This window comes from Micromonospora sp. NBC_00860, assembly GCF_045207375.1.
GTDB classification, from domain to species: Bacteria; Actinomycetota; Actinomycetes; order Mycobacteriales; family Micromonosporaceae; genus Micromonospora; species Micromonospora vinacea.
Window position 1 is genome coordinate 1,699,495 of sequence record NZ_CP108825.1, and the last position, 18,710, is coordinate 1,718,204.

Genomic DNA, 18,710 nt, shown 5'->3' on the forward strand with positions numbered 1-18,710 from the left:
CACTGACGCCAGCAGTGGCGTGATGATCAGAGAGGGAGGGGCGATGAGCCCGAAGGTGGCCCAGGGCGAGGCGAGCGCGACGTCGCGGATCGAGAGCCTCGACGTCAAACTCGAAGTGATCGTCATCCCGGTGTCGGATGTCGACCGGGCGAAGGCGTTCTACGAGCGCCTCGGGTGGCGGCTCGACCAGACCCCGCCCGGCATCGTGCAGTTGACGCCGCACGGCTCCGCGTGCTCCGTGCAGTTCGGTCCCGGGCTCACGTCGGCGGCACCCGGCTCGGCCATGGCGTACCTGATCGTGTCCGACATCGAGGCGGCCCACGACGCGCTCGTCGCCGCCGGTGTCGAGGTCGGCGACGTCTTCCACGTCAGCCCGGACGGCCCGGTCGACGGGCCGGACCCGCAGCGGCGCAGCTACTTCTCGCGCGCCACGCTGCGCGATCCGGACGGCAACACCTGGCTGATGCAGGAGATCACGACCAGGCTCCCTGGACGCATCGAAGGGGGCCTGACGTCCTTCGGCTCCGCGAGCGACCTGGCCGGGGCGCTTCGACGCGCCGCCGCTGCCCACGGCGAACACGAAGAGCGCACCGGCGAGCATGACGAGAACTGGCCCGACTGGTACGCGGAGTACATGGTCAGCGAGCAGTCGGGGGCCAAGCCGCCCGAGTGAGCCGCAACGGCGCGCGCCGGTCACCGGTGATGCCCTCGGTCCGTAACCGGCGTTGGTGGCCGCTGCTCCGGGGTTGGTGGTCCGGCTCGATGCCCCTGCGCGGCAGGGGCCGGCGCACGGCGCGAGCGCCACCGGCGGATGCCGGTGGCGCTCGCAGGTGGCCGTGATCGCATGTCAGCGGGCGAGGCCGCCGTCGGCCATGATCGTCTGACCGGTGACGAAGGCCGCGTCGTCGCTGGTGAGGAACGCGATGGTCCCGACCAGGTCGTCCGGCTGGCCGCTGCGCTTGATCGCCTGGGCCTGGGCGACCGCCGCGAGGGTTTCCGGCGGGTGGACCTCCCGCACGCCCGGGGTAATCGTCAGGGTCGGGCCGACCGCGTTCACGGTGATACCGAAGGGGGCGAGGTCGTTGGCCAGACCCCGGCTGAACCCGATGTTGCCCATCTTGCTCGCCATGTAGTGCGACAGACCAGGAGCCGCGGTGACGATCGAGTTCGAGGTCAGGTTCACGATCCGACCCCAACCACCCTTCTTCATTCCTGGCAGAACGGCCTTGACCATCAGGAACTGCGAGTCGAGGTTGACCGTGAGCACCCGCCGCCACTTGTCGTAGTCGAGCTCCTCAATGTCCCAGAACGGGAAGATACCGGCGTTGTTCACCAGGATGTCCACCCGGCCAAACCGGCGGATGACCTCGGCGCCGACCGCCGCTGTCTGCTCCGGATCGGAGACGTCGGCCGTGAGACCAATCGCCGTGTGGCCACTACTGGTGAGCAGGTCCACCGTCTCTGCCGGGCTCTTCAGGTCGACCGCGACGACCGTCGCGCCGGCATCGGCGAGACGCTTCGCGATGGCCTGACCGATACCCCGGCCTGCACCGGTAACGACAGCCACCCGGCCTTCATGCGTGGCAAAAACAGACATGGTAAGACTCCTTTGTCTTCGACTTCTTGTGCTCCGGTGCCCCGTCTCGGGCACGTATCCACTGCGATCCGGTGTCGTGGCGGAGCGATGACGGTCATGCCATCGACAACAGGAGAGCTGGTCAGAACCTATTCAGGTCCGGCAGACATGGTTGAGATGGTGCGCATCTCTGCAGGAGATAATGTGCGTGTGTGGAACTGCGAAACCTGCGGCACTTCGTCGCCCTCGCTGAGGAACGGAGCTTCACCCGCGCGGCCGCACGAGAGCTGATCGTGCAGTCCGGGCTGTCCACGTCGATCCGGGCGCTGGAGAGGGATGTCGGGGCGCCGCTGTTCGTACGGGGGACCCGGCCGGTGCGGCTGACCGCAGCGGGTGACGCACTCGTCGGAGCGGCTCGGCGCGCACTGGAGGCGGCAGCCGCAGCCCGGCAGGTCGTCCAGGACGTCGAAGGCACACTCTCGGGACGGCTACGAATCGGAACCATCAACAGTGTCGGGCACACCCTGCCCTTCAACGCCTGGCTGGCCGAATTCGCCCACACCTACCCAGGAGTCACCATCGTCGTCACACAGGATGCGACGCTACGGATGCTGGAGATGGTGCGAAGCGGTGAGTTGGACTGCGCGCTGCTCTCGGCCCCGCAGACCAGCGGATTGTCCGCCGTCCAGCTGATCTCCGATCCAGTGGTGCTGGCCTGCTCCAATGATCATCCGCTGGCGGGTAACAGTACGGTCCGGCTGTCCGACCTGGACGGCGAACGATTCGTGGACACGCCCGTCAACTGGGCGGTCCGGGTGTTGGTCGACGAGGCGTTCCAGGCCGCGAACCTCTCGCGGCGGATCGTCTGTGAGGTCAACGAGTGGACGAGCGTGCTCGACCTGGTCAACGCCGGCGTCGGCGTGTCCCTGGTCCCCGCCGGCTTGGACTTTGGGCACTATCGACGTCAGCTCGGCATCCGGCTGATCCCGCTCGCCGACGTGCGGATGGAGCGCCGCCTGGACTTCGTGTTCCCCACGGGGGAGGCGATCAGCCCCGCCACGCGCCGCTTCGCCGAGTTGCTCAAGCGTCGGTGCCCGCCCGACCCGGGGGAGGGGCCCGCCGGAGGTCAGGGGGACTGACCCACCTCGGGGTCCCCGGAAAGGCGCCCGTAGGGTCCGGTCGATCCGTGGCATGGGCCCCCGGGGCGTGACCGCCGGCCGGTCAGCGCAGTCCGCGGATGAGGTTGTCGACCAGGGTGCGGGCGAAGTCCTCGGTGAGCGGCAGGTCGGCGATGAGGAGCCGGTGGTAGCAGGCGCCCCAGAGTTGGTCGACGACGGATTCGGGATCGATGTCGGCGCGTAGCTGCCCCCGGGCCATGGCCCGGGTGAGGGTTTCGACGGCGAGGGCCCGACGAGGGCCGGAGTAGCGCTCGCGGTAGGCAGCGGCCAGTTCCGGGTCGGTCTGGGCCTGCCCGATGAGCTGGCTGATGACCCGACCGGCGGTGGTGTCCCGCACCAGGTGGACGAAGGCGACGAGCTGGTTGGTCAGGTCGGCGACGATGTCGGCGGTGTCGGGGAAGGCCAGGGTGGGCGCGACGACTGTGAAGTAGCCGTCCAGGGCGAGCGCGCCCTTGGACGGCCACCACTTGTAGATGGTCATCCGGCTGGCTCCGGCGCGGGCCGCGACCTTCTCGATGGTGAAGCCGGCCATGCCCTCGGCCAGCAGGAGTTCACCGGCGGCCGTGAGGATCTCCGCGCGTACCTGGTCGGCGGGGCGACGGCCGCGACCGCGTCGTGCTGGCGTCTGGGCATCCGGCGTGAGCTCGGCCACTGGTCCTCCGGTTATATGGACACGCTGTCTACTTGCTGGTTATATGGACACAGCGTACACAGCGGTGCCCGGACACCACGACGCACCGCGACGACGACCGAAGGAGACGAGCGACATGACGGGTCTACGACGGCGACGGTTGGGTGCCTCCGGGCCGGAGGTGTCGACCATCGGGCTCGGCGCCATGGGCATGTCCGACCTGTACGGGCCGGCCGACGAGGCGGAGAGCGTCGCGACGTTGCATGCGGCGATCGACGCCGGTGTGAACCTGATCGACACCGCGGACTTCTACGGATCGGGTCACAACGAGTTGCTGATCGGCCGGGTGCTGCGCGAGCGTCGCCGCGACGAGGTGGTGCTCAGCGTGAAGTTCGGCGCACGCCGGACACCCGACGGCGGCTTCCAGGCGGCACCGTACGACGTGTCGGCGGCGGCGGTGAAGGACCGGCTGGCGTACTCGCTGCGACGGTTGGGCACCGACCACATCGACATCTACCGGCCGTCGCGGCTGAACCCGCAGGTGCCGATCGAGGAGACCGTGGGCGCGCTGCTCGAGATGCAGCAGGCCGGCTACATCCGGCACATCGGGCTCTCCGAGGTGGGCGCGGACAGCATCCGCAGGGCCGCTGCGGTGGCGCCGATCAGCGACGTCCAGATCGAGTACTCGTTGCTCTCCCGGGGGCCGGAGGCCACCATCCTGCCGGTGCTGCGGGAGTTGGGCATCGGGCTGACCGCCTACGGGGTGCTGTCCCGGGGTCTGCTCAGTGGCCACTGGTCTGCCGACCGTGCGCTGACCGGCACGGACTTCCGGGCGAACAGCCCACGGTTCCAGGGCGAGCACCTGGCCGCGAACCTGCGCCTGGTGGACGCGCTCGGCCGGGTCGCACAACGGCTGGGGGCGACGACGAGCCAGGCGGCGATCGCCTGGGTGGCGGCGCAGGGCGAACAGGTCGTGCCGTTGGTCGGGGCGCGGCGACGCGACCGGCTGGCCGAGTCCCTGGCCGCTGTCGACGTGGTGCTCGACCAGGACGCGCTGGACGAGATCGAACGTGCCGTGCCGGCCGGCGCCGCCTCCGGCCAGCGGTACGCGACCGCGATGATGGCCCTGCTCGACAGCGAGAAGTGAACCCCGGCGGGTGGGTTCAGGACGCTGCTCGCCAGACCCAGTTGCGGCGTTCGTAGAGCGGCACCAGCCCGGCCCGGCGCATGTTGTTCAGCGACGGGTTCTGCTGGCCGGGCGCGGGCTTTCCGGTCTCGGCGAACAGCCACCGGCATCCCGCCTCGGCGGCGGCGCGGGCGCGGGCGGCGATCAGCGCCGACTGCGCCCCGAGGCCGCGGTGGCCGGAAGCCGTCGCGGCGGCGTTGAGCGACGCGGCCTCGCCGTGCAGGAACAGGTTGCCACCCGCTACCAGTTCACCGTCGTCCCAGGCCGCGTACGGTCGCCACGCCGGCTGGCCGACCGTCGCGGCCAGCATGTCGGTGAGCCCACCGCTCGGCATGCCGAACCCGGCGAGCAGTACGTCGGCCCAGCGCCGCGCCTCGGCGGCCGGCACCGGTGCGACGCGCAGACGGGTCTGCGCGCCGGTGACGTCCTCGGGTCGGGCGGCGAGCTTGATCCAGGTGCTTCCCGGCTCAAGCCCGCGCGCGGCGGCGACCTCGTCGAAGCCCGCGGGCAGCACCGATGGGACAAGCTGGAGCACTGCCTGGTCGACGCCCTGCTCCCGGTAGAAGTCGAGGACGCGATCCAGGACCTGCACGGTGAACGGCTCGGTGGTGCCGAAGCCGAGGGCCTTGCTCCAGTACCCGCCAGAGGGATCGTTGCGCATGGCGAGGGCGACACCGCCGCCGACGCGGGTGGTCGCGATCCCGAGATCGGTGTACGTGGGCCCGGGCGCCTGCGACTCGTAGGAGTGCATGAATTCGCACTCCACGGCCTCGGCGAGCGGGGTCAGGTCGGCTGGCGCGGTCATCGGCTGATTATCGTCTGGTCCGTTCCCAGGCCCGTACCAGCTGCATCCGGTTGTGGATGCCCAGCTTGTGGTATATGGAGCGGAGTTGGGTGTCCACGGTGTGGAAGGAGACGAAGAGGCTCCTGGCCGCCTCCTTCTTCGTGGCGCCGGAGGCGAGCATCTCGGCCACCCGCTCCTCGGCGGGGGTGAGCGCGCCGATGCCCTGGCTTGGCTGCTCGTCGATCGACGGCCGGCGCTGTGGGCGGGCGGCGAGGTCGGCGTAGCGCCGGTCCGCGATCGCCTGGTCGCCGGGAGCGCCGATCCGGGCGTAGAGGGCAGCCGCCTCGTGCGCGGCATCGCGCGCCTCCTCGGTTCGCGCCCGGGGGTTGTTCGCGAGGTCGAGCAACGCGTCGGCCAGCGCCGGCCGGGCTGCGGTGGTGCGCAGCTGGTCCACCGCCGACCGGAGGGCGTCCGGGTCGCCGTCGCGCAACCCTCGGCTCTGGTCGGCCAGCGCGTGCCACAGCGGCACCGGCGTACGGGTGGACACCAGCTCGACCAGTTCGGTGACCCGGCGGGCGGCCCGGACGTCGCCTGCGGCCACCGCCGCGCGTACCAGTCGGGGGCCGAAGTGCGGCACGGGCAGGAGCGACCGGACCGACCGGTGCAGGTCGGCGACGACAGTGGTGAGCAGGCCGGCCGGCTCGCTGAGGGCGCTGTCGCGCACCGCCACACAGAACGCGAACGTCCACATCGTACGGTCGGGCCATCGGTCCTCGGCGAGGCTGGCGCGGAGGATGGCGCGGGCGTCGTCGTGTTCGCCACGGCGGTAGCGGACCTCGCCGATCACCGCGACCAACAGGGCACGAATCTCCCTACTGAGGTCCGCCGAGCTGGAGCTGAGCGTCGTGACGGCCAGAGCGGCCGCCTCTGGCAGCTCTCCCACCGCCACCATGCGCAGGCAGTCCAGCGCGGTCAGCCCGGTGAGTGAGACGTCGGGCGCCTGGCGGGTCGCGGCCTGCGCGTCCTGGTGCCGGCCCAGGCCGAGCTGCACGAGGATCCGTTCCGCCCGGATGGACGGGGCGTCGGCGCGTGCCGCCCAGGAGTCCGGGTCCAGGGCCGCCAGCACAGCCTGGGCGCCCGGCAGATCACCGTGCGCGAGCGAGCGGGCGGCTCGGCCGAGGGCGAGGTGGCGAGCGGATGCCTGAGTACCCGAAGCGGCGTGCGCGGTGCCAGCGTCGCGGAGCAGGGCATCGGTGTCCGGATGCCCCGTGCGGGCCGCGATCGTGGCGACCAGCGCGAGCAGGGTGCCGCGGCTGCCGGCGTCCAATCGGAGGTTCAGCGCCTCCCGGAGGCCGGCGAGGGCGATGGTCGGAGGCTCCAGGGCCACGATCTGCGCCAGCCGCCCGAGCAGGTGGGCGCGGTGGCGCTCGCCGTCGCGACTCGTGGCGATCTCCGCCGCCAGGACGTGGAGCGCCTCCATCCCGCGTCCGGCCAGCCGGAGCTGGTCCGCCGTGGCGAACAGCCGATGCCGTCGTTGCTCGGCGTCGGTGGTGAAGCCGCCGGCCGGAAGCGTTCCGGCGTTGAAGGGTGATTCGGACAATGGCGTTCTCCCCGGTTGGTACCAGGCGCGTCGAAATGCCGTCCTGCGACCGAGCCTAGCCATGCCGGCAGGTACGGGCGACTGGATGGACGAACCGGCGGGATTGCGCCGAATGCCCCCGCCGTCCGGGATTTGACCTGCCGTAATGGCGCGATCACGTGATGCGACCTGCGGTGGTCGACGCCGATCATCGAACCATGGCTCAGCTCACCGAACTTCCCGGTCTGCGTCGACTCCGGGTCGTACTGCTGATGTTCGTCCTCTACGCCGGCACCGGGGCCGGTGGTCACGCTCCGGCGTGGACCCGTCTGGTGCTGATGGCGATCGCGGCGGCGGTTCCGGTAGCGATCGCGGTCCAGTACGGCTGGCCCGGAGTGCGTGCCCTGCTGGGGATCACGTCCCGGCTGCGGCTGCGAGGCGGTTCCGTTCCCGCACCGATCCAACCCGAGTGAGGAGACAGCGACCATGGCGAACAGCGATCCCGAGCCGCGGCGCGGCGACCAGGGCGCCGCGCCCTTCGCGGGCCGTAACGTCGAGCTCGAGCGGCAGAACCCGGACCTCCTGGTTCCACCGACGACCGACAGCCGGCTGGTTCCCAACCTCAAGTTCTCGTTCTCGCAGGCGCACACCCGGGTGGAGAAGGGCGGCTGGACCCGGGAGGTCACCAGCCGCGACCTTCCGATCGCCAGTCAGTTGTCCGGCGTCCAGTTCGGTCTCGAGCCCGGCGCGTACCGGGAGATCCACTGGCACCAGCAGTCGGAGTGGGCGTACATGCTCAGCGGCAGCTGCCGGATCAGCGCCGTCGACCACGAGGGCCGCAACTTCATCGAGGACGTGAAGGCGGGCGATCTGTGGTTCTTTCCGCAGGGTGTGCCGCACAACATCCAGGCGTTGGAAGACGGCGCGCAGTTCCTGTTGGTCTTCGACGACGGCGCGTTCTCGGAGAACAACACGTTCCTGCTCAGCGACTTCTTCGCCCACACGCCTCGACACGTCCTTGCCAAGAACTTCGGCTGGACGCTGGAACAGATGGAGAACCTGCCCGAGCGGGAGAAGTACATCTTCCAGGGCGACGTCCCGCCGCCCCTGCAACAGGACCGGGTGGTCAGCCCGACCGGCGACATCCCCCGAAGCTTCAAACACCGGATGCTCGCGCAGACCCCACAGCGTTTCCGCGGCGGAACAGTCCGGATCACCGACTCGACCAACTTCGCCGCCTCGGTGACCACCGCCGCGGCCCTGGTGGAGGTCGAGCCGGGAGGGATGCGCGAGCTCCACTGGCATCCCACCACCGACGAGTGGCAGTACTACATCTCCGGCACCGGGCGGATGGGTGTCTTCGCCTCGCAGGCCGCGGCTCGGACGTTCGACTTCCAGGCCGGCGACGTGGGTTACGTCCCGTTCGCGTACGGCCACTACATCGAGAACACCGGCGACGAGCCACTGGTGTTCCTGGAGATGTTCCGCCATCCCCGGTTCGAGGACATCTCGGTGATGCAGTGGATGGCCAACACCCCCCACGAGGTCATCGCCGACACGATCAACGTGCAGAAGTCGATAGTCGACAGCCTGCCGAACACCAAACAGGTGGTCATCTGAGCGAGGCGTCCGGCCGTCCGCCGGAGGACGGACGGCCGGATCGGTGGATCAGCTCCCCGCGGGTGCCGGGGAGGTGGGAGCCGCGGCAGGTCGTCGGCGTCGAGACACCGCACCCACCACCACGTCGATGACGAGGAAGGCGATCACTGTGAGCCCGAACAGGGGCAGCGCCCAGCCGATGGCCACGGTCACCGGTACGCCGATCAGCAGCGCCCAGAGCGGCAGGCCGCGTACGCCGCCTCGGGCTGGCGGGGTGCCGGCGATCGCCCGGCGGTCGGCGCGGGTGGGTCGGCGTTGCCACCACATGCGGTAGCCCCAGAAGATGACGCAGAGCAGGCCGAGGGCGAGCGCGGCGAGCAGGATCTGGTTGACCAGGCCGAAGAGGATTCCCATGTGGGCCTGGATGCCGAGGCCGCTCATTTTGGCCAGCAGCGGCCAGTCGGCGAAGTCGCTGCGGGCGGTGACCGTGTCGGAGGCCGGGTCGACGGCGATGCGGTCCTTCCTGACCGGCCAGGTGTTGTCGACCTGCGTGACGGTCCAGGCAGAGCCCGGCTCCGGCGCGGGGGTGATCTCGACCGGCCCGGAGAGGCCCGCGCCGCGAGCGACAGCCAGGACCCGATCGAAGGCCGCCGACTCGACGACCCCGCCCGCCCCGGCGGCACCGTGCTCGTGGCCTCCACCGGTCTCGGCGGGGGCGGGGGGACCGGCGGTGAGGCTGGTGGAGATCTCCGGAGTGCGGGCGCTCAGCGCGTCGAGGCCGGCGGCGAAGTTCGCGCCGGCGTAGCGGGACCAGGTCAGGCCGGTGACCGAGAGGAAGAGCAGGCCGACGGTGAGCCAGATGCCCGTGGTGGCATGCCATCCCCGGGTACGGCGGACACCCTTGCCGGTGGACAGGTCCGGCACGAACAGGTGCCGGGCGGCGGCTCGGGCGGCGCCACGTCGACGCCACCAGAGGACGACCCCGCCGAGCGCCATCACCCACAGCCAGCTCGCGGCCAGCTCGGAATAGTGCCGGCCCACCACGCCCAGGTGCAGGTGGCGGTGCAGGTCGTCCAGCCAGGTCGTGGCCGGGGTGGAGCCGAACCAGGTGGTTAGTTGGCCCTGGACCCGAGCGGTGTACGGGTTGATGTAGACGGTGTGCTGGTTCTCGCCGAGTTCGGGAAGGGAGAACACCACAGTGGTGCTCCGGTCGCCGTCGCCGGGTTGCACTGTGGTGATGCTGCCGTCGGGGTGCGCGTTGCGCGCGGCGCCGATCTGCTCGGCGAGCGGCAGCTGACGGTCACCCACCTCGGCGACGGTCAGCTGGTCGCCGTAGAGGATCGTGTCGAGTTGCGGTGTTGTGGTGTAGGCCAGGCCGGTCAGTGCGGCGACCACCAGGAACGGGGCGACGAGGATGCCGGCGTAGAAGTGCAGCCGCAGCAGCAGCGCGCCGAACGGTGACGTGCGCCGGGCCGGCGGGGCCGGTTTCTCAGCGGTCGTGGCGGGCTCCGGCGTCGGCGCGCCGGACAGTTCGGTGAGAGACATGGTGATCCGATCGGAAGAGTCGGGAAGCACGAAGGTGTTTCCCGTACTGGTCTGGTCGCCCGGTGAGGTGTCGCGTCGGCCCTGACTGGTAGTCGGGGGAGCGGCGCCGGTGGTTCCCCGGGAGACGGCAGGTCGGGTCCCCGACGTCAGGGCTGGTCGGGTCGGGCCGCCCGTCGCCACAGCAGCCCAGCCGTCGCCAGGACGAGGAGGGCCAGCGCGGCAGCCGCGACGAGGACACCGGCGCTCGGACCACCGCCCGACTCCACGACGGCGGCGGCGGATGGGGTGGGCGCCGACGTGCTGACGTTGGCGACCGGCGCGGCGGTGGACGTCGGATCGGCCACAGTGAACGGATACGACCCCTGCACCGGGTGCCCGTCGACGGAGACGACCCGGTAGGCGACCGTGTACGTCCCGTTCGGCAGTGTGTCGGTCACCTGGACCGTGCTCTTCGCCCCGGTGACCACCGGCGCGCCGGTGGGAAGCTTCCGCTTGGCGGCGTCGGTGAGCACGATCGTGGTGAACGCGGGGTCGAGTCGCTGCATGAATTCGAGCGTGACGGCGGTCGGTGCGCTCGGCAGCGTCGCGTCCTGAGCGGGCACTGCCGTCTTGAGCGAGTTGTGCGCCCAGGCCGGGCTGGCCGGGATGAGCACCGCCACGAGGACGGCCAGCACCGCCGCGCCGAGCCGGACAGCGGTGGGCCGGGACGACGGTGCGGTCATGACGGTTGGCGTGGTCATCCCAGCACCTGCTCGCCGATCCACCCGCCCGGTTGACATCCGGGCGGGATGGCGAAGACGGCGGAGCCGATCGGCGTGGTCCATTCGTTGAGCAGGTCCCGGTCGGCCAGCCGGCGCTGAATGGGCAGGAACTGCCGGGCGATGTCGGCCTGGTACGAGGTGAAGATCAATCCGCTGTCGGCGTGACCCTCGGCTGTCGGCACCCCGTCGTAGTTGTAGGGCCGGCGCAGGATCTTCAGCCGGTCGTCGGTGACGTGCGCGCGGGTCAGGTGAGAGAAGTCGGGGATGACGGTGAGGCCGTCGGCGTCGGTGGCGGCGAAGTCGGGTTCGTCGTGTTCGGCGGTGCCGGTGAGCGGGGCGCCGGTGTCGAGCCGCCGCCCGACGGCGAGTTCACGGTCGGTCCGGCCGAGCAGGTCCCAGGTTTCCATGTTCATGCTGATCCGCCGGACCACCACTGTGGTGCTGTCGCGCAGCCACGCCGGGCCGTCCGGGACCCAGAGGGCGGTGTCCATGGGCGCGCCGGGTCGGGGGTTGGCGGTGCCGTCGAGCTGACCGAACAGGTTGCGCTGGGTGTGGCCGCCCGGCTCGACGCCCGGGCTGCGCCGGAAGCCCTGCTGGACCCACCGCACTGTGGCGAACGGTCGGCTGTCCTTGATCAGGACCCGCTGGGCATGGGCGACGGAGATCGCGTCGTCGGCGCAGATCTGCAGCAGCAGGTCACCGCCGGACCAGGCCGGCTGGAGCCGGTCGATGCGGAACGACGGCAGGTCGCTGACCGATGCTGGCCGGCGGTCGTCGACGCCGGCCGCCCGGTAGAGGCCGGGCCCGAAGCCGAAGGTCACTGTCAACCGTGCCGGCAGCAGCCCGAGTTCGGCCTCGGTGTCGGCCAGCGCGGGCCGGCCCTGGGTGAGCCGGGCGGCGTCGTCGGTGAGCAACCGCAACATCCGACCCAGCGCGGCCCGGTCGCCGCCGGCCCGCACTGTGAGCGCCACGAACGAGGCGTGCGCCTGCGGTTCGGTGGCCACCCCGGCCTGTCGAGCACCGTGGAACGGCTCGACCAGCCCGCCGACGGTCGCCGCCAGCGTCGTGTCGGCAGCGGTCGCCGACGGCGGCTTGGTCCTCCCCACACGGGTGGCGGCGATCGCGGCGCCGCCGGCCAGGGCCCCGCCGGCCGCCAGGGCTCCGCCGGTGAGAAGGCCACGCCTGCTCACCGGCCGGACGGGTGGCGTCTGCGTCACGACGCCGGGCTCATGCTCATCTCCGGCGTGGCGCTCGTGCCGGTCATCGGCTCGCCGTGCCCGGGGGCGTAGCTCTCCTGCGCGCCGGTGAACGGCTTGGCCACGGCGCGGAACTGCTGGGTCCTGCCGTCGGCGAAGGTCAGGGTGAAGGTCATCTCGTCGCCGGCCTGGACGGGCTTGGTGAGGTTCATCAGCATGAGGTGGTCGCCGCCGGGCTCCAGGGCGTGCGTGCCCTTGGCCTTGATCACGATGCCGCCCTGCTTCTGCTGCATGACCATCTTGCCGTCCTTCATGGTCATCTCGTGCAGTTCCATCGGCGACAGGGAGGTCGTCGCACCAGTCACCGTGACATCGCTGTCGCCGTCGTTGACCAGGGTCCCGAAGGCCGCCGTCATGCCCTTGTCGGCCGCCTTCACCCACGGGTCACGAATGCCGAGCACACCAGCGTCCGGGTTGGCCGAGGCCGACGCGGGCGGGCCCGCCTGCGCTGTCGACGGAGAGTCGGACGAGCCGCAACCGGCGACACCCACAGTCAGGATCGCGGCGGCGAGGATGGCGGCCGACCGGCGGCGTGAAGCGTTCGGGCTGGTGGTGCGCATGTGTTCTTCCTCCGATGGTTGCTGCTGGGAGGGTGGTCGGCCGCAGCTCGGAGAAAGTTCCGGACTCAGGAGATGTTGATCGTGAACTCCCCGGTGTGCACCTTGCCGGCGACCTGGAAGTCGAAGAAGGCCCGGTACCGCCCCGAACTCGGCGCGGTCAGCCAGAACTTGACGGTTCCGTCGACCAACTCCGGCTCCGGGTGCACGTGCACGTAGCCGAGGTCGCCCTCACGAACCACGACCAGGTGCCCGTACGCGCCCAGGTACGGCTCCAACTGCGCCGGTCTGGTCGGATCGGCGCTCACCTGGAAGTGCATCGGCGCCGTCACCCCCACCGTCGGGGTGCCGGTCATCGACACCGCGTACGGACCAGCCGTCGCCTGCGCCTGCGCCGGCGGCAGCGCGGTCGGGCTGTGCGCGCCGGGCACAGTGTGGTCGACGCCCAGCACGAGTGGCTGCTGCCTGCCGTCAGCCGTGGTGACGGAAAAGTCGGCGTAGACGCGGTAGCCTCCGGGTCGGGCCAGCGTCAGGGGAACACTCCAGGTGCCGTCAGGTGCCATCGTCGGATGTAGATGCTGGTAGCCGGACAGGTCGCGGCCCACCACGATCATGTGCAACGGCTTGTCGTGGACGACCGCGAAGCGGGTCGCCGCCTGCCGGTCGGTCCCGACGATCCGGAACCGGTAGTCCGCCCGTACGCCAGGCGATTGGGACCGCTCCAGTGGTTGCAGGGTGTACCCACCGGCGCTGACCGTCGTCCCGGTCGCCAGCGCCTGCCCCGTCCCGCCGTCACCCGGATGTGTGTGCGGACCCGTACCGGCCGGGTGTTGGTGCCCGTCGGTAGCGGAGCCCACCTGCCCCGAGGCGGGCGGTCCGCCAGCTGACGGTCGTGCGTTGCCGGTCGCCGGGCTCTCGTCGGCGGTGGCGATACGAGCCAATCCGAAGCCGGACAGCAGGGCCACCACCAGCCCACCGACGAACAGCGTCAGGTGGGCGTTGCTCAGCCGCGACCCCGGTGTGCCGGCGGCGGCGTCCACGTCGGGCCGCGGTTCGGAGTCGAGAGCGTCCGGCGACGCACCGTCCGTCGTGGCGACGGTCCGTGCGGACGCTACGGTTCTGGGTCGCTGCTTGCCCCCGGCGGCGGGCGCGCCGACACCGCCGCCGGTCCTGGCGCCGACGGTCTTGTTCGTGGAACGGGGACCGGCGCCGCGGCGGGCGGGCGTCGCATGCGAGGTACGGCCCCGGCCGGTGGGTTTGCCGGTGCGAGCAGGTCGGCGACGCCAGCCGACGAACCCGGCCAACCCCACGGCCACCATGATCGCCACCGCCCAGCCGGTCCAGGCCCGTGCTCCGGGGCCGCTCTCACCGGTCGACTCGGCTGGCGGAGCCGCCGCGGCCGTCGGGGTCGACGGGTCGGCGGGCGTGGTCGGCACCGCCGAACCCTGCGCGGACGTCTGGTGCTGCTCGGTGGCGGCCAGCAGCGCCGGGTCCGGCTGGGTCGACGGCGGGGTCCACCCCTGCGGCGCCGCCGTCACCGGTCCGTTGTAGCGGAACGTCATAGTGCCCCGCACGGCGTCGCCGTCGGACGCCATCGACAGGTAGCTCACCGAATACTGGCCCTTGGCGGGCAGATGCGCGACGGCCACGACCGCCGGGAATCCCGTCGTGTACTCGCGTGGCTCGAACTGCCCGTTGACCAGGAAGTACTCACGCACCGGCTTGGCGAGCGGCTTCGGTTCCCCGTACGACCAGCCGTTGTCGACCCGGGTGCCGCCGGGGGCGGTGATGGTGAAGTACGCGTTGGCGGCGGCCTTCTCGGTGAAGAACAGCCGCACCGCCGTCACCGGCTCGCGCACCGTGGCGCCCCCCGCTGGTGTGGACTCGGCGAGGGTCCCGTGAGCTGCGGCGGGCTGAGCGGGTGCGAGCAGAGCGACCGCCGAGGCGAGGAGGAGCGCGAGGAGGCCCGAGACCATCCGCCCAGGAATCTGAGGGTGACGACGCATCTGAATATCCTCACTGTGCCGAGACTTTTTACAAGAGGTGACGATCTTTTTCCTCAGACGGCAAAAGCCGGTCAGCCGTGACCGGTGGCATCCGGGTGGTCGGCCGAGCCGGCCAAAAGTTCCGGCGGGCGCCCGTGCGGGTCACCGAGGAAGCCACCCCGGCCGGCAATCAGGTCCGATAGCGTCCACGTGACGTCTCGACCACGGAGAGTGTGAATCCATGCGTGCTGCGCTGCTGCGGGAGTTCGACGTTCCGCTGACGATCGAGGAGATCGATCAACCGACTCCCGAGGCGGGGCAGGTGCTGGTGCGGGTCGGCGCCAGCGGGGTCAACCCGCTCGACACGAAGATCCAGGCAGGTAAGGCCGCGCACGCGCGCGTCCAGCTGCCCGCGGTGCTCGGCCTGGACCTTGCCGGTGTCGTTGCGGCGGTCGGCGCGGACGTGACCGGCTTCGAGCCGGGGGACGAGGTGTACGGGCTGTGCGGGGGCGTCGGCGACCTGCAGGGCTCGCTGGCCGAGTACGCCGCCGTGGACGCCCGGTTGCTGGCCCACAAGCCGAGGAGCCTCTCGATGCGGGAGGCCGCCGCGTTGCCACTGGCGGCGATCACCTCCTGGGAAGGGCTGGTCGACCGGGCCGGGGTCCGCGCCGGGCAGAAGGTGCTGGTGCACGGCGGCGCCGGAGGCGTCGGGTACGTGGGTGTGCAACTCGCCCAGGCGCGAGGCGCCGAGGCGTACGCCACCGGGGGGCCGGCGAGCATGCGGGTGATCGAGAGCCTGGGCGCCGTGCCGATCGACTACACAGTGAGCAAGGTCGAGGAGTACGTCGAGAGGTACACCGGCGGCGAGGGGTTCGACATCGTCATGGACAACGTCGGTGGCGCGACGCTCGACGCCTCGTTCGCAGCGGTGCGCACCTACCACGGGCACGTCGTCAGCGCGCTGGGCTGGGGCTCACACTCGCTCGCTCCGCTATCGTTCCGTGGCGCGACGTACTCCGGCGTGTTCACTCTGCTGCCGATGCTCACCGGGCGGGGCCGCGAACACCACGGCGCCATCCTGCGCGAGATCGCGGCGCTGGCCGACGCCGGCGCGCTGCGCCCCCGACTGGACGAACGCAGGTTCACGCTCGACATGGTCATGGACGCCCACCACCTGGTTGCCGGCGGCACCGCTGAGGGCAAGGTCGTCGTGGACGTCGCCGGTTGAGCCGACGATGATCAACACCGACGTCGAGCGGTGCGGTGTGACCTCCCAGTACCGTCGTAGGTCAGAGGTAGTTGACGCCGGTCAGACCCGCGGCTGCCGCCCACAGCCGCGTGCCGACGGCCGGGTCGGCGGCCTCCTGGCTGAGCCGCGCCTCGGTGACTCTGCCTCGCGTCTCCCAGAGCCCGGACGGGCCGAAGAACTGGCCACCCCGCACACCGGGCTCGGTCGCAGCGCGCAATTGCGGCAGCGCGCCCTGCGCCACTGGCTGGGTTGCCAGCAGGCCGGCCGACGCGATCAGTCGCCCGAATCGGCCACGGTGTTCCCAGGCACGCGGAGTCAGGTTGGTGCGGGTGAGACCCGGGTGGGCCAGGGCGCTGACGATCGGTGTTCCGGCGGCCCGCAGGCGGCGGTCCAATTCGATGCCGAAGATCGTAGTGGCGAGCTTGGACCGGCCGTAGGCGGTGGCTGCCCGATAGCCGTGTTCGAACATCAGGTCATTGAAGTCCAAGTGTGCGTTCTTGTGGGTGATCGAGCTGAGACTGACCACGCGGGCTTCCCGCGCCGCGGCCAGGTTGCCGAGCAGCAGGCCGGTCAGTGCGAAGTGGCCCAACATGTTGGTGGCGAGGTGCAGTTCGAATCCGTCGGCGGAGGTGCGACGTGGGCCAAGCAGCACCACGCCGGCGTTGTTGACCAGCAGGTCGATCGCCGGGTGGTCGCCAGCCAGCTTCGCCGCGAAGGTCCGCACGGAGGAGAGGGAGGCCAGGTCCAGCTCGCGTACCTCGACGTCGCCACCGATCCGGCGGGCGGCCTCCTCGCCGGCGGGAGTGTGACGAACGGCGAGCACGACGTGGGCGCCGTGGTTGGCCAGTTCGGTGGCGGTGACCAGGCCGAGGCCCGAGTTCGCGCCGGTCACGACGGCAACCCGGCCGTGCTGGTCGGGGATGTGGTCGGTGGTCCATCCGGTCATCTGCTGCTCCTGGAGGTGTCGGTGCGCTGGCCCATCGACGTTAGGAGCGATCCCGATGGGTTCAGTCGTTCTCGGTTGCCTAGGTCTGAGCGACCTACCTTCGGCGGTCCGGGCCGCTGCACACTTGCGGCATGAACAGCCTTCATCCGTATGCTCGTGAGCTCGGCGACTTCCTACGCGCTCGGCGTAGTCGGCTGCGTCCGCACGACGTCGGCTTGGAGCCGGGCGGCCGGCGCAAGGTCACCGGGCTACGGCGCGAGGAGTTGGCCCTGCTGGCCGGGCTGAGCACTGACTACTACCAGCGGATCGAACAGGGCAGGGAGGTACGCCCGTCCGACGACGTCCTGGACGCGCTTGCCGGCGCGCTCGGCCTCGACAACAAGGAACGCCGGCACCTGTTCACCCTGGCCCACGCTGCCCGCCGGTCGATGCCCAGCCGGGTGAACCGCGACCCGGAGCGGGTGCCGGAGGGCACACGGCGCCTGCTGCGGGTGATGGACACTCCTGCGGTCGTACTCGGCCGGCATCTCGACCTGCTCGACTGGAACCCGATGGCGAAGGCGCTGCTCGGCGACCCGGACGCCTACCCTGCCGACCGGCTCAACATGCTCCTACTGCTGTTCGACGACACGCTGACCGGCGAGCGTAGCTGCCCGGACTGGGAGCAGCAGGCTCTGGACTACATCGGCATGATGCGCGCCGCCGTCGCCACCGACCCCACCCACCCACGCGCCGCCGCGATCGTTGGTGAGCTGAGCATCCGCAGCGCCCAGTTTCGGCGGCTGTGGGCCCAGCACGACGTACGTGAGTCGGTCAGCGGTACCAAGACCTTCCGGATTCCCGGTATAGGCGACACCGTCCTGGACTGGGACACCTACCCGCTACCGGGAAACCCCGGCTCCGTCATGCTCGTCTTCACCGCCGAGCCGGGCAGCGCCGACGCGGACCGGCTGCAGCTCCTGGCATCGTTGCACGCGACCCGCTCAGCGCTCACCAACGAGCGCCCCTCCCAGACGGTCTGGACCGCCGCCGGCCCCACCCCTAGCGGGACTTCATGATCGGATGCATGCTGAGGGGCCGAGTCCAACCTTGTCGGCCACGAGCCAGCAGGATAAATCGAGACCAGCAGATGGGACCAGAGGGCATGGACACCCCTGTGATGATCCGACAAGCCACGCTTGCAGATGTCGAGGGCATTGTCGAGGTGCACACTCAAGCGCGCACCGCCTACTACATCGCCGGAGGACTCAGCGCCGACGACCTCGCCGACCCGGCGCAGACGCAGCAACGCCATGACGGGTGGGCCCGCGCCATCCACTCACCGGCCCGGGTGGTGAAGTGCGCCGCTCAAGACGGCAAGATCGTCGGCATCCTGAGCATGGGACGCCCAAACTCGCCGACCATGGACGCCCGCACGGTGGGCCAGCTCTACCAGATCCACGTCATACCCAGCCATTGGGGCAACGGCATCGGCGCACGCCTGCACACCAGCTTCGTCGACTACCTCACGGACTCATCCCTGTCGACAGGGCTGCTCGAGGTGTGGGAACGCAACACCCGCGCACAGTCCTTCTACAGCAAACTCGGCTGGAAGCCCGACGGCGACCGCCGGCCCGGTCCAGATGGCAGCGACTACGTCTTCCTGCGCCTCGCCGCACCTGCCGCGCGCTGACCACCGCACTCAGCCATACGGTGGTCTGGACAATGGACGGACACTGAACCGGCTTCATTTGTCGACGTCAAGCCCCTTCGTGAATGTCCAGAGCTAGCCGTCCGTGCTCTCTCACGGCCAGTACTGCATCGAGATTGCCCGCCGCATCATCAGGCGATGATCGTGGTTGCAGACCTGGCCGCGAGCGCCATGGTCGGCGTGGCTCA

Annotated in this window: 18 protein-coding genes; 8 read left to right on the forward strand and 10 right to left on the reverse strand. The window is 70.5% G+C overall.

From position 1 onward, the window contains the following. Positions 1 to 43: 43 nt before the first annotated feature. Entirely contained in the window at positions 44 to 673 is a 630-nt protein-coding gene (locus OH804_RS07710) for a VOC family protein (RefSeq protein WP_196923776.1), read from the forward strand. Positions 674 to 847: 174 nt separating this feature from the next. Here OH804_RS07710 and OH804_RS07715 read toward each other — a convergent pair whose 3' ends face one another. Further along, on the reverse strand, positions 848 to 1,651 hold the full coding sequence (locus OH804_RS07715; RefSeq protein WP_196923775.1) for an SDR family NAD(P)-dependent oxidoreductase: 804 nt from the start codon (positions 1,649 to 1,651) through the stop codon (positions 848 to 850). Positions 1,652 to 1,788: 137 nt separating this feature from the next. Here OH804_RS07715 and OH804_RS07720 point away from each other — a divergent pair, with 137 nt between their 5' ends. Continuing rightward, complete coding sequence (locus tag OH804_RS07720) at positions 1,789 to 2,715, forward strand: LysR substrate-binding domain-containing protein (RefSeq protein ID WP_406063857.1); 927 nt, start codon at positions 1,789 to 1,791, stop codon at positions 2,713 to 2,715. An 82-nt stretch (positions 2,716 to 2,797) separates the two neighbouring features. Here the strand turns inward: OH804_RS07720 and OH804_RS07725 are convergent, their stop codons facing one another. Beyond that, positions 2,798 to 3,406, reverse strand: coding sequence for a TetR/AcrR family transcriptional regulator (locus OH804_RS07725; protein WP_307788749.1), 609 nt, complete (start codon positions 3,404 to 3,406; stop codon positions 2,798 to 2,800). 115 nt (positions 3,407 to 3,521) lie between these two features. On the opposite strand from OH804_RS07725, the gene OH804_RS07730 reads away from it, so the two are divergent. Beyond that, positions 3,522 to 4,532, forward strand: a complete 1,011-nt coding sequence (locus OH804_RS07730; RefSeq protein ID WP_406063859.1) for an aldo/keto reductase — start codon at positions 3,522 to 3,524, stop codon at positions 4,530 to 4,532. A 16-nt stretch (positions 4,533 to 4,548) separates the two neighbouring features. Here OH804_RS07730 and OH804_RS07735 read toward each other — a convergent pair whose 3' ends face one another. Then, positions 4,549 to 5,376: a GNAT family N-acetyltransferase gene (locus tag OH804_RS07735; protein ID WP_406063861.1), complete on the reverse strand. Its 828-nt coding sequence runs from the start codon at positions 5,374 to 5,376 to the stop codon at positions 4,549 to 4,551. 7 nt (positions 5,377 to 5,383) lie between these two features. Beyond that, positions 5,384 to 6,955: a LuxR C-terminal-related transcriptional regulator gene (locus OH804_RS07740; RefSeq protein ID WP_406063863.1), complete on the reverse strand. Its 1,572-nt coding sequence runs from the start codon at positions 6,953 to 6,955 to the stop codon at positions 5,384 to 5,386. A gap of 197 nt (positions 6,956 to 7,152) precedes the next feature. Here OH804_RS07740 and OH804_RS07745 point away from each other — a divergent pair, with 197 nt between their 5' ends. Both OH804_RS07745 and OH804_RS07750 read left to right on the forward strand, forming a co-directional pair. Continuing rightward, positions 7,153 to 7,407 carry a hypothetical protein gene (locus tag OH804_RS07745; RefSeq protein ID WP_406063865.1) on the forward strand — a complete coding sequence of 85 codons (255 nt, stop codon included), beginning with the start codon at positions 7,153 to 7,155 and terminating at the stop codon, positions 7,405 to 7,407. Between the two features lie 13 nt (positions 7,408 to 7,420). Next, positions 7,421 to 8,554 (forward strand): cupin domain-containing protein, encoded by a 1,134-nt coding sequence (locus tag OH804_RS07750; RefSeq protein ID WP_112588791.1) that lies wholly within the window; start codon positions 7,421 to 7,423, stop codon positions 8,552 to 8,554. A 48-nt stretch (positions 8,555 to 8,602) separates the two neighbouring features. Here OH804_RS07750 and OH804_RS07755 read toward each other — a convergent pair whose 3' ends face one another. The 5 genes from OH804_RS07755 to OH804_RS07775 all read right to left on the reverse strand — a co-directional run bounded on the left by OH804_RS07755 (position 8,603) and on the right by OH804_RS07775 (position 14,658). After that, a complete protein-coding gene (locus tag OH804_RS07755) occupies positions 8,603 to 10,078 on the reverse strand; it encodes a PepSY-associated TM helix domain-containing protein (protein ID WP_406063868.1) in 1,476 nt (491 codons plus the stop codon). Between the two features lie 146 nt (positions 10,079 to 10,224). Next, positions 10,225 to 10,818, reverse strand: a complete 594-nt coding sequence (locus OH804_RS07760) for a copper resistance protein CopC (protein WP_406063870.1) — start codon at positions 10,816 to 10,818, stop codon at positions 10,225 to 10,227. Further along, positions 10,815 to 12,029 (reverse strand): Dyp-type peroxidase, encoded by a 1,215-nt coding sequence (locus OH804_RS07765; protein WP_406063872.1) that lies wholly within the window; start codon positions 12,027 to 12,029, stop codon positions 10,815 to 10,817. Before OH804_RS07765 ends, OH804_RS07760 begins: the two co-directional genes overlap by 4 nt. 23 nt (positions 12,030 to 12,052) lie before the next feature. After that, positions 12,053 to 12,655, reverse strand: a complete 603-nt coding sequence (locus OH804_RS07770; protein WP_406063874.1) for a copper chaperone PCu(A)C — start codon at positions 12,653 to 12,655, stop codon at positions 12,053 to 12,055. A gap of 65 nt (positions 12,656 to 12,720) precedes the next feature. Next, positions 12,721 to 14,658: a copper resistance protein CopC gene (locus OH804_RS07775; RefSeq protein WP_406063876.1), complete on the reverse strand. Its 1,938-nt coding sequence runs from the start codon at positions 14,656 to 14,658 to the stop codon at positions 12,721 to 12,723. A 220-nt stretch (positions 14,659 to 14,878) separates the two neighbouring features. On the opposite strand from OH804_RS07775, the gene OH804_RS07780 reads away from it, so the two are divergent. Continuing rightward, positions 14,879 to 15,865 carry a zinc-dependent alcohol dehydrogenase family protein gene (locus tag OH804_RS07780; RefSeq protein ID WP_406063878.1) on the forward strand — a complete coding sequence of 329 codons (987 nt, stop codon included), beginning with the start codon at positions 14,879 to 14,881 and terminating at the stop codon, positions 15,863 to 15,865. A 61-nt stretch (positions 15,866 to 15,926) separates the two neighbouring features. Here the strand turns inward: OH804_RS07780 and OH804_RS07785 are convergent, their stop codons facing one another. Further along, positions 15,927 to 16,832, reverse strand: a complete 906-nt coding sequence (locus OH804_RS07785; RefSeq protein ID WP_406063880.1) for an oxidoreductase — start codon at positions 16,830 to 16,832, stop codon at positions 15,927 to 15,929. Positions 16,833 to 16,963: 131 nt separating this feature from the next. On the opposite strand from OH804_RS07785, the gene OH804_RS07790 reads away from it, so the two are divergent. Both OH804_RS07790 and OH804_RS07795 read left to right on the forward strand, forming a co-directional pair. Continuing rightward, positions 16,964 to 17,890 (forward strand): helix-turn-helix transcriptional regulator, encoded by a 927-nt coding sequence (locus OH804_RS07790; RefSeq protein ID WP_406063882.1) that lies wholly within the window; start codon positions 16,964 to 16,966, stop codon positions 17,888 to 17,890. An 86-nt stretch (positions 17,891 to 17,976) separates the two neighbouring features. Continuing rightward, positions 17,977 to 18,504: a GNAT family N-acetyltransferase gene (locus OH804_RS07795; protein WP_406063884.1), complete on the forward strand. Its 528-nt coding sequence runs from the start codon at positions 17,977 to 17,979 to the stop codon at positions 18,502 to 18,504. Positions 18,505 to 18,710 lie beyond the last annotated feature (206 nt).

Excerpts from the sequence above, each read along its gene's own strand:
- OH804_RS07780 (WP_406063878.1), top strand. The coding sequence starts at position 14,879 with ATGCGTGCTGCGCTGCTGCGGGAGTTCGACGTTCCGCTGACGATCGAG.
- OH804_RS07710 (WP_196923776.1), top strand. The coding sequence starts at position 44 with ATGAGCCCGAAGGTGGCCCAGGGCGAGGCGAGCGCGACGTCGCGGATC.
- OH804_RS07770 (WP_406063874.1), bottom strand. The coding sequence starts at position 12,655 with ATGCGCACCACCAGCCCGAACGCTTCACGCCGCCGGTCGGCCGCCATC.
- OH804_RS07760 (WP_406063870.1), bottom strand. The coding sequence starts at position 10,818 with ATGACCACGCCAACCGTCATGACCGCACCGTCGTCCCGGCCCACCGCT.
- OH804_RS07750 (WP_112588791.1), top strand. The coding sequence starts at position 7,421 with ATGGCGAACAGCGATCCCGAGCCGCGGCGCGGCGACCAGGGCGCCGCG.
- OH804_RS07790 (WP_406063882.1), top strand. The coding sequence starts at position 16,964 with ATGAACAGCCTTCATCCGTATGCTCGTGAGCTCGGCGACTTCCTACGC.
- OH804_RS07795 (WP_406063884.1), top strand. The coding sequence starts at position 17,977 with ATGGACACCCCTGTGATGATCCGACAAGCCACGCTTGCAGATGTCGAG.
- OH804_RS07745 (WP_406063865.1), top strand. The coding sequence starts at position 7,153 with ATGGCTCAGCTCACCGAACTTCCCGGTCTGCGTCGACTCCGGGTCGTA.
- OH804_RS07730 (WP_406063859.1), top strand. The coding sequence starts at position 3,522 with ATGACGGGTCTACGACGGCGACGGTTGGGTGCCTCCGGGCCGGAGGTG.
- OH804_RS07785 (WP_406063880.1), bottom strand. The coding sequence starts at position 16,832 with ATGACCGGATGGACCACCGACCACATCCCCGACCAGCACGGCCGGGTT.
- OH804_RS07775 (WP_406063876.1), bottom strand. The coding sequence starts at position 14,658 with ATGCGTCGTCACCCTCAGATTCCTGGGCGGATGGTCTCGGGCCTCCTC.
- OH804_RS07755 (WP_406063868.1), bottom strand. The coding sequence starts at position 10,078 with ATGTCTCTCACCGAACTGTCCGGCGCGCCGACGCCGGAGCCCGCCACG.
- OH804_RS07735 (WP_406063861.1), bottom strand. The coding sequence starts at position 5,376 with ATGACCGCGCCAGCCGACCTGACCCCGCTCGCCGAGGCCGTGGAGTGC.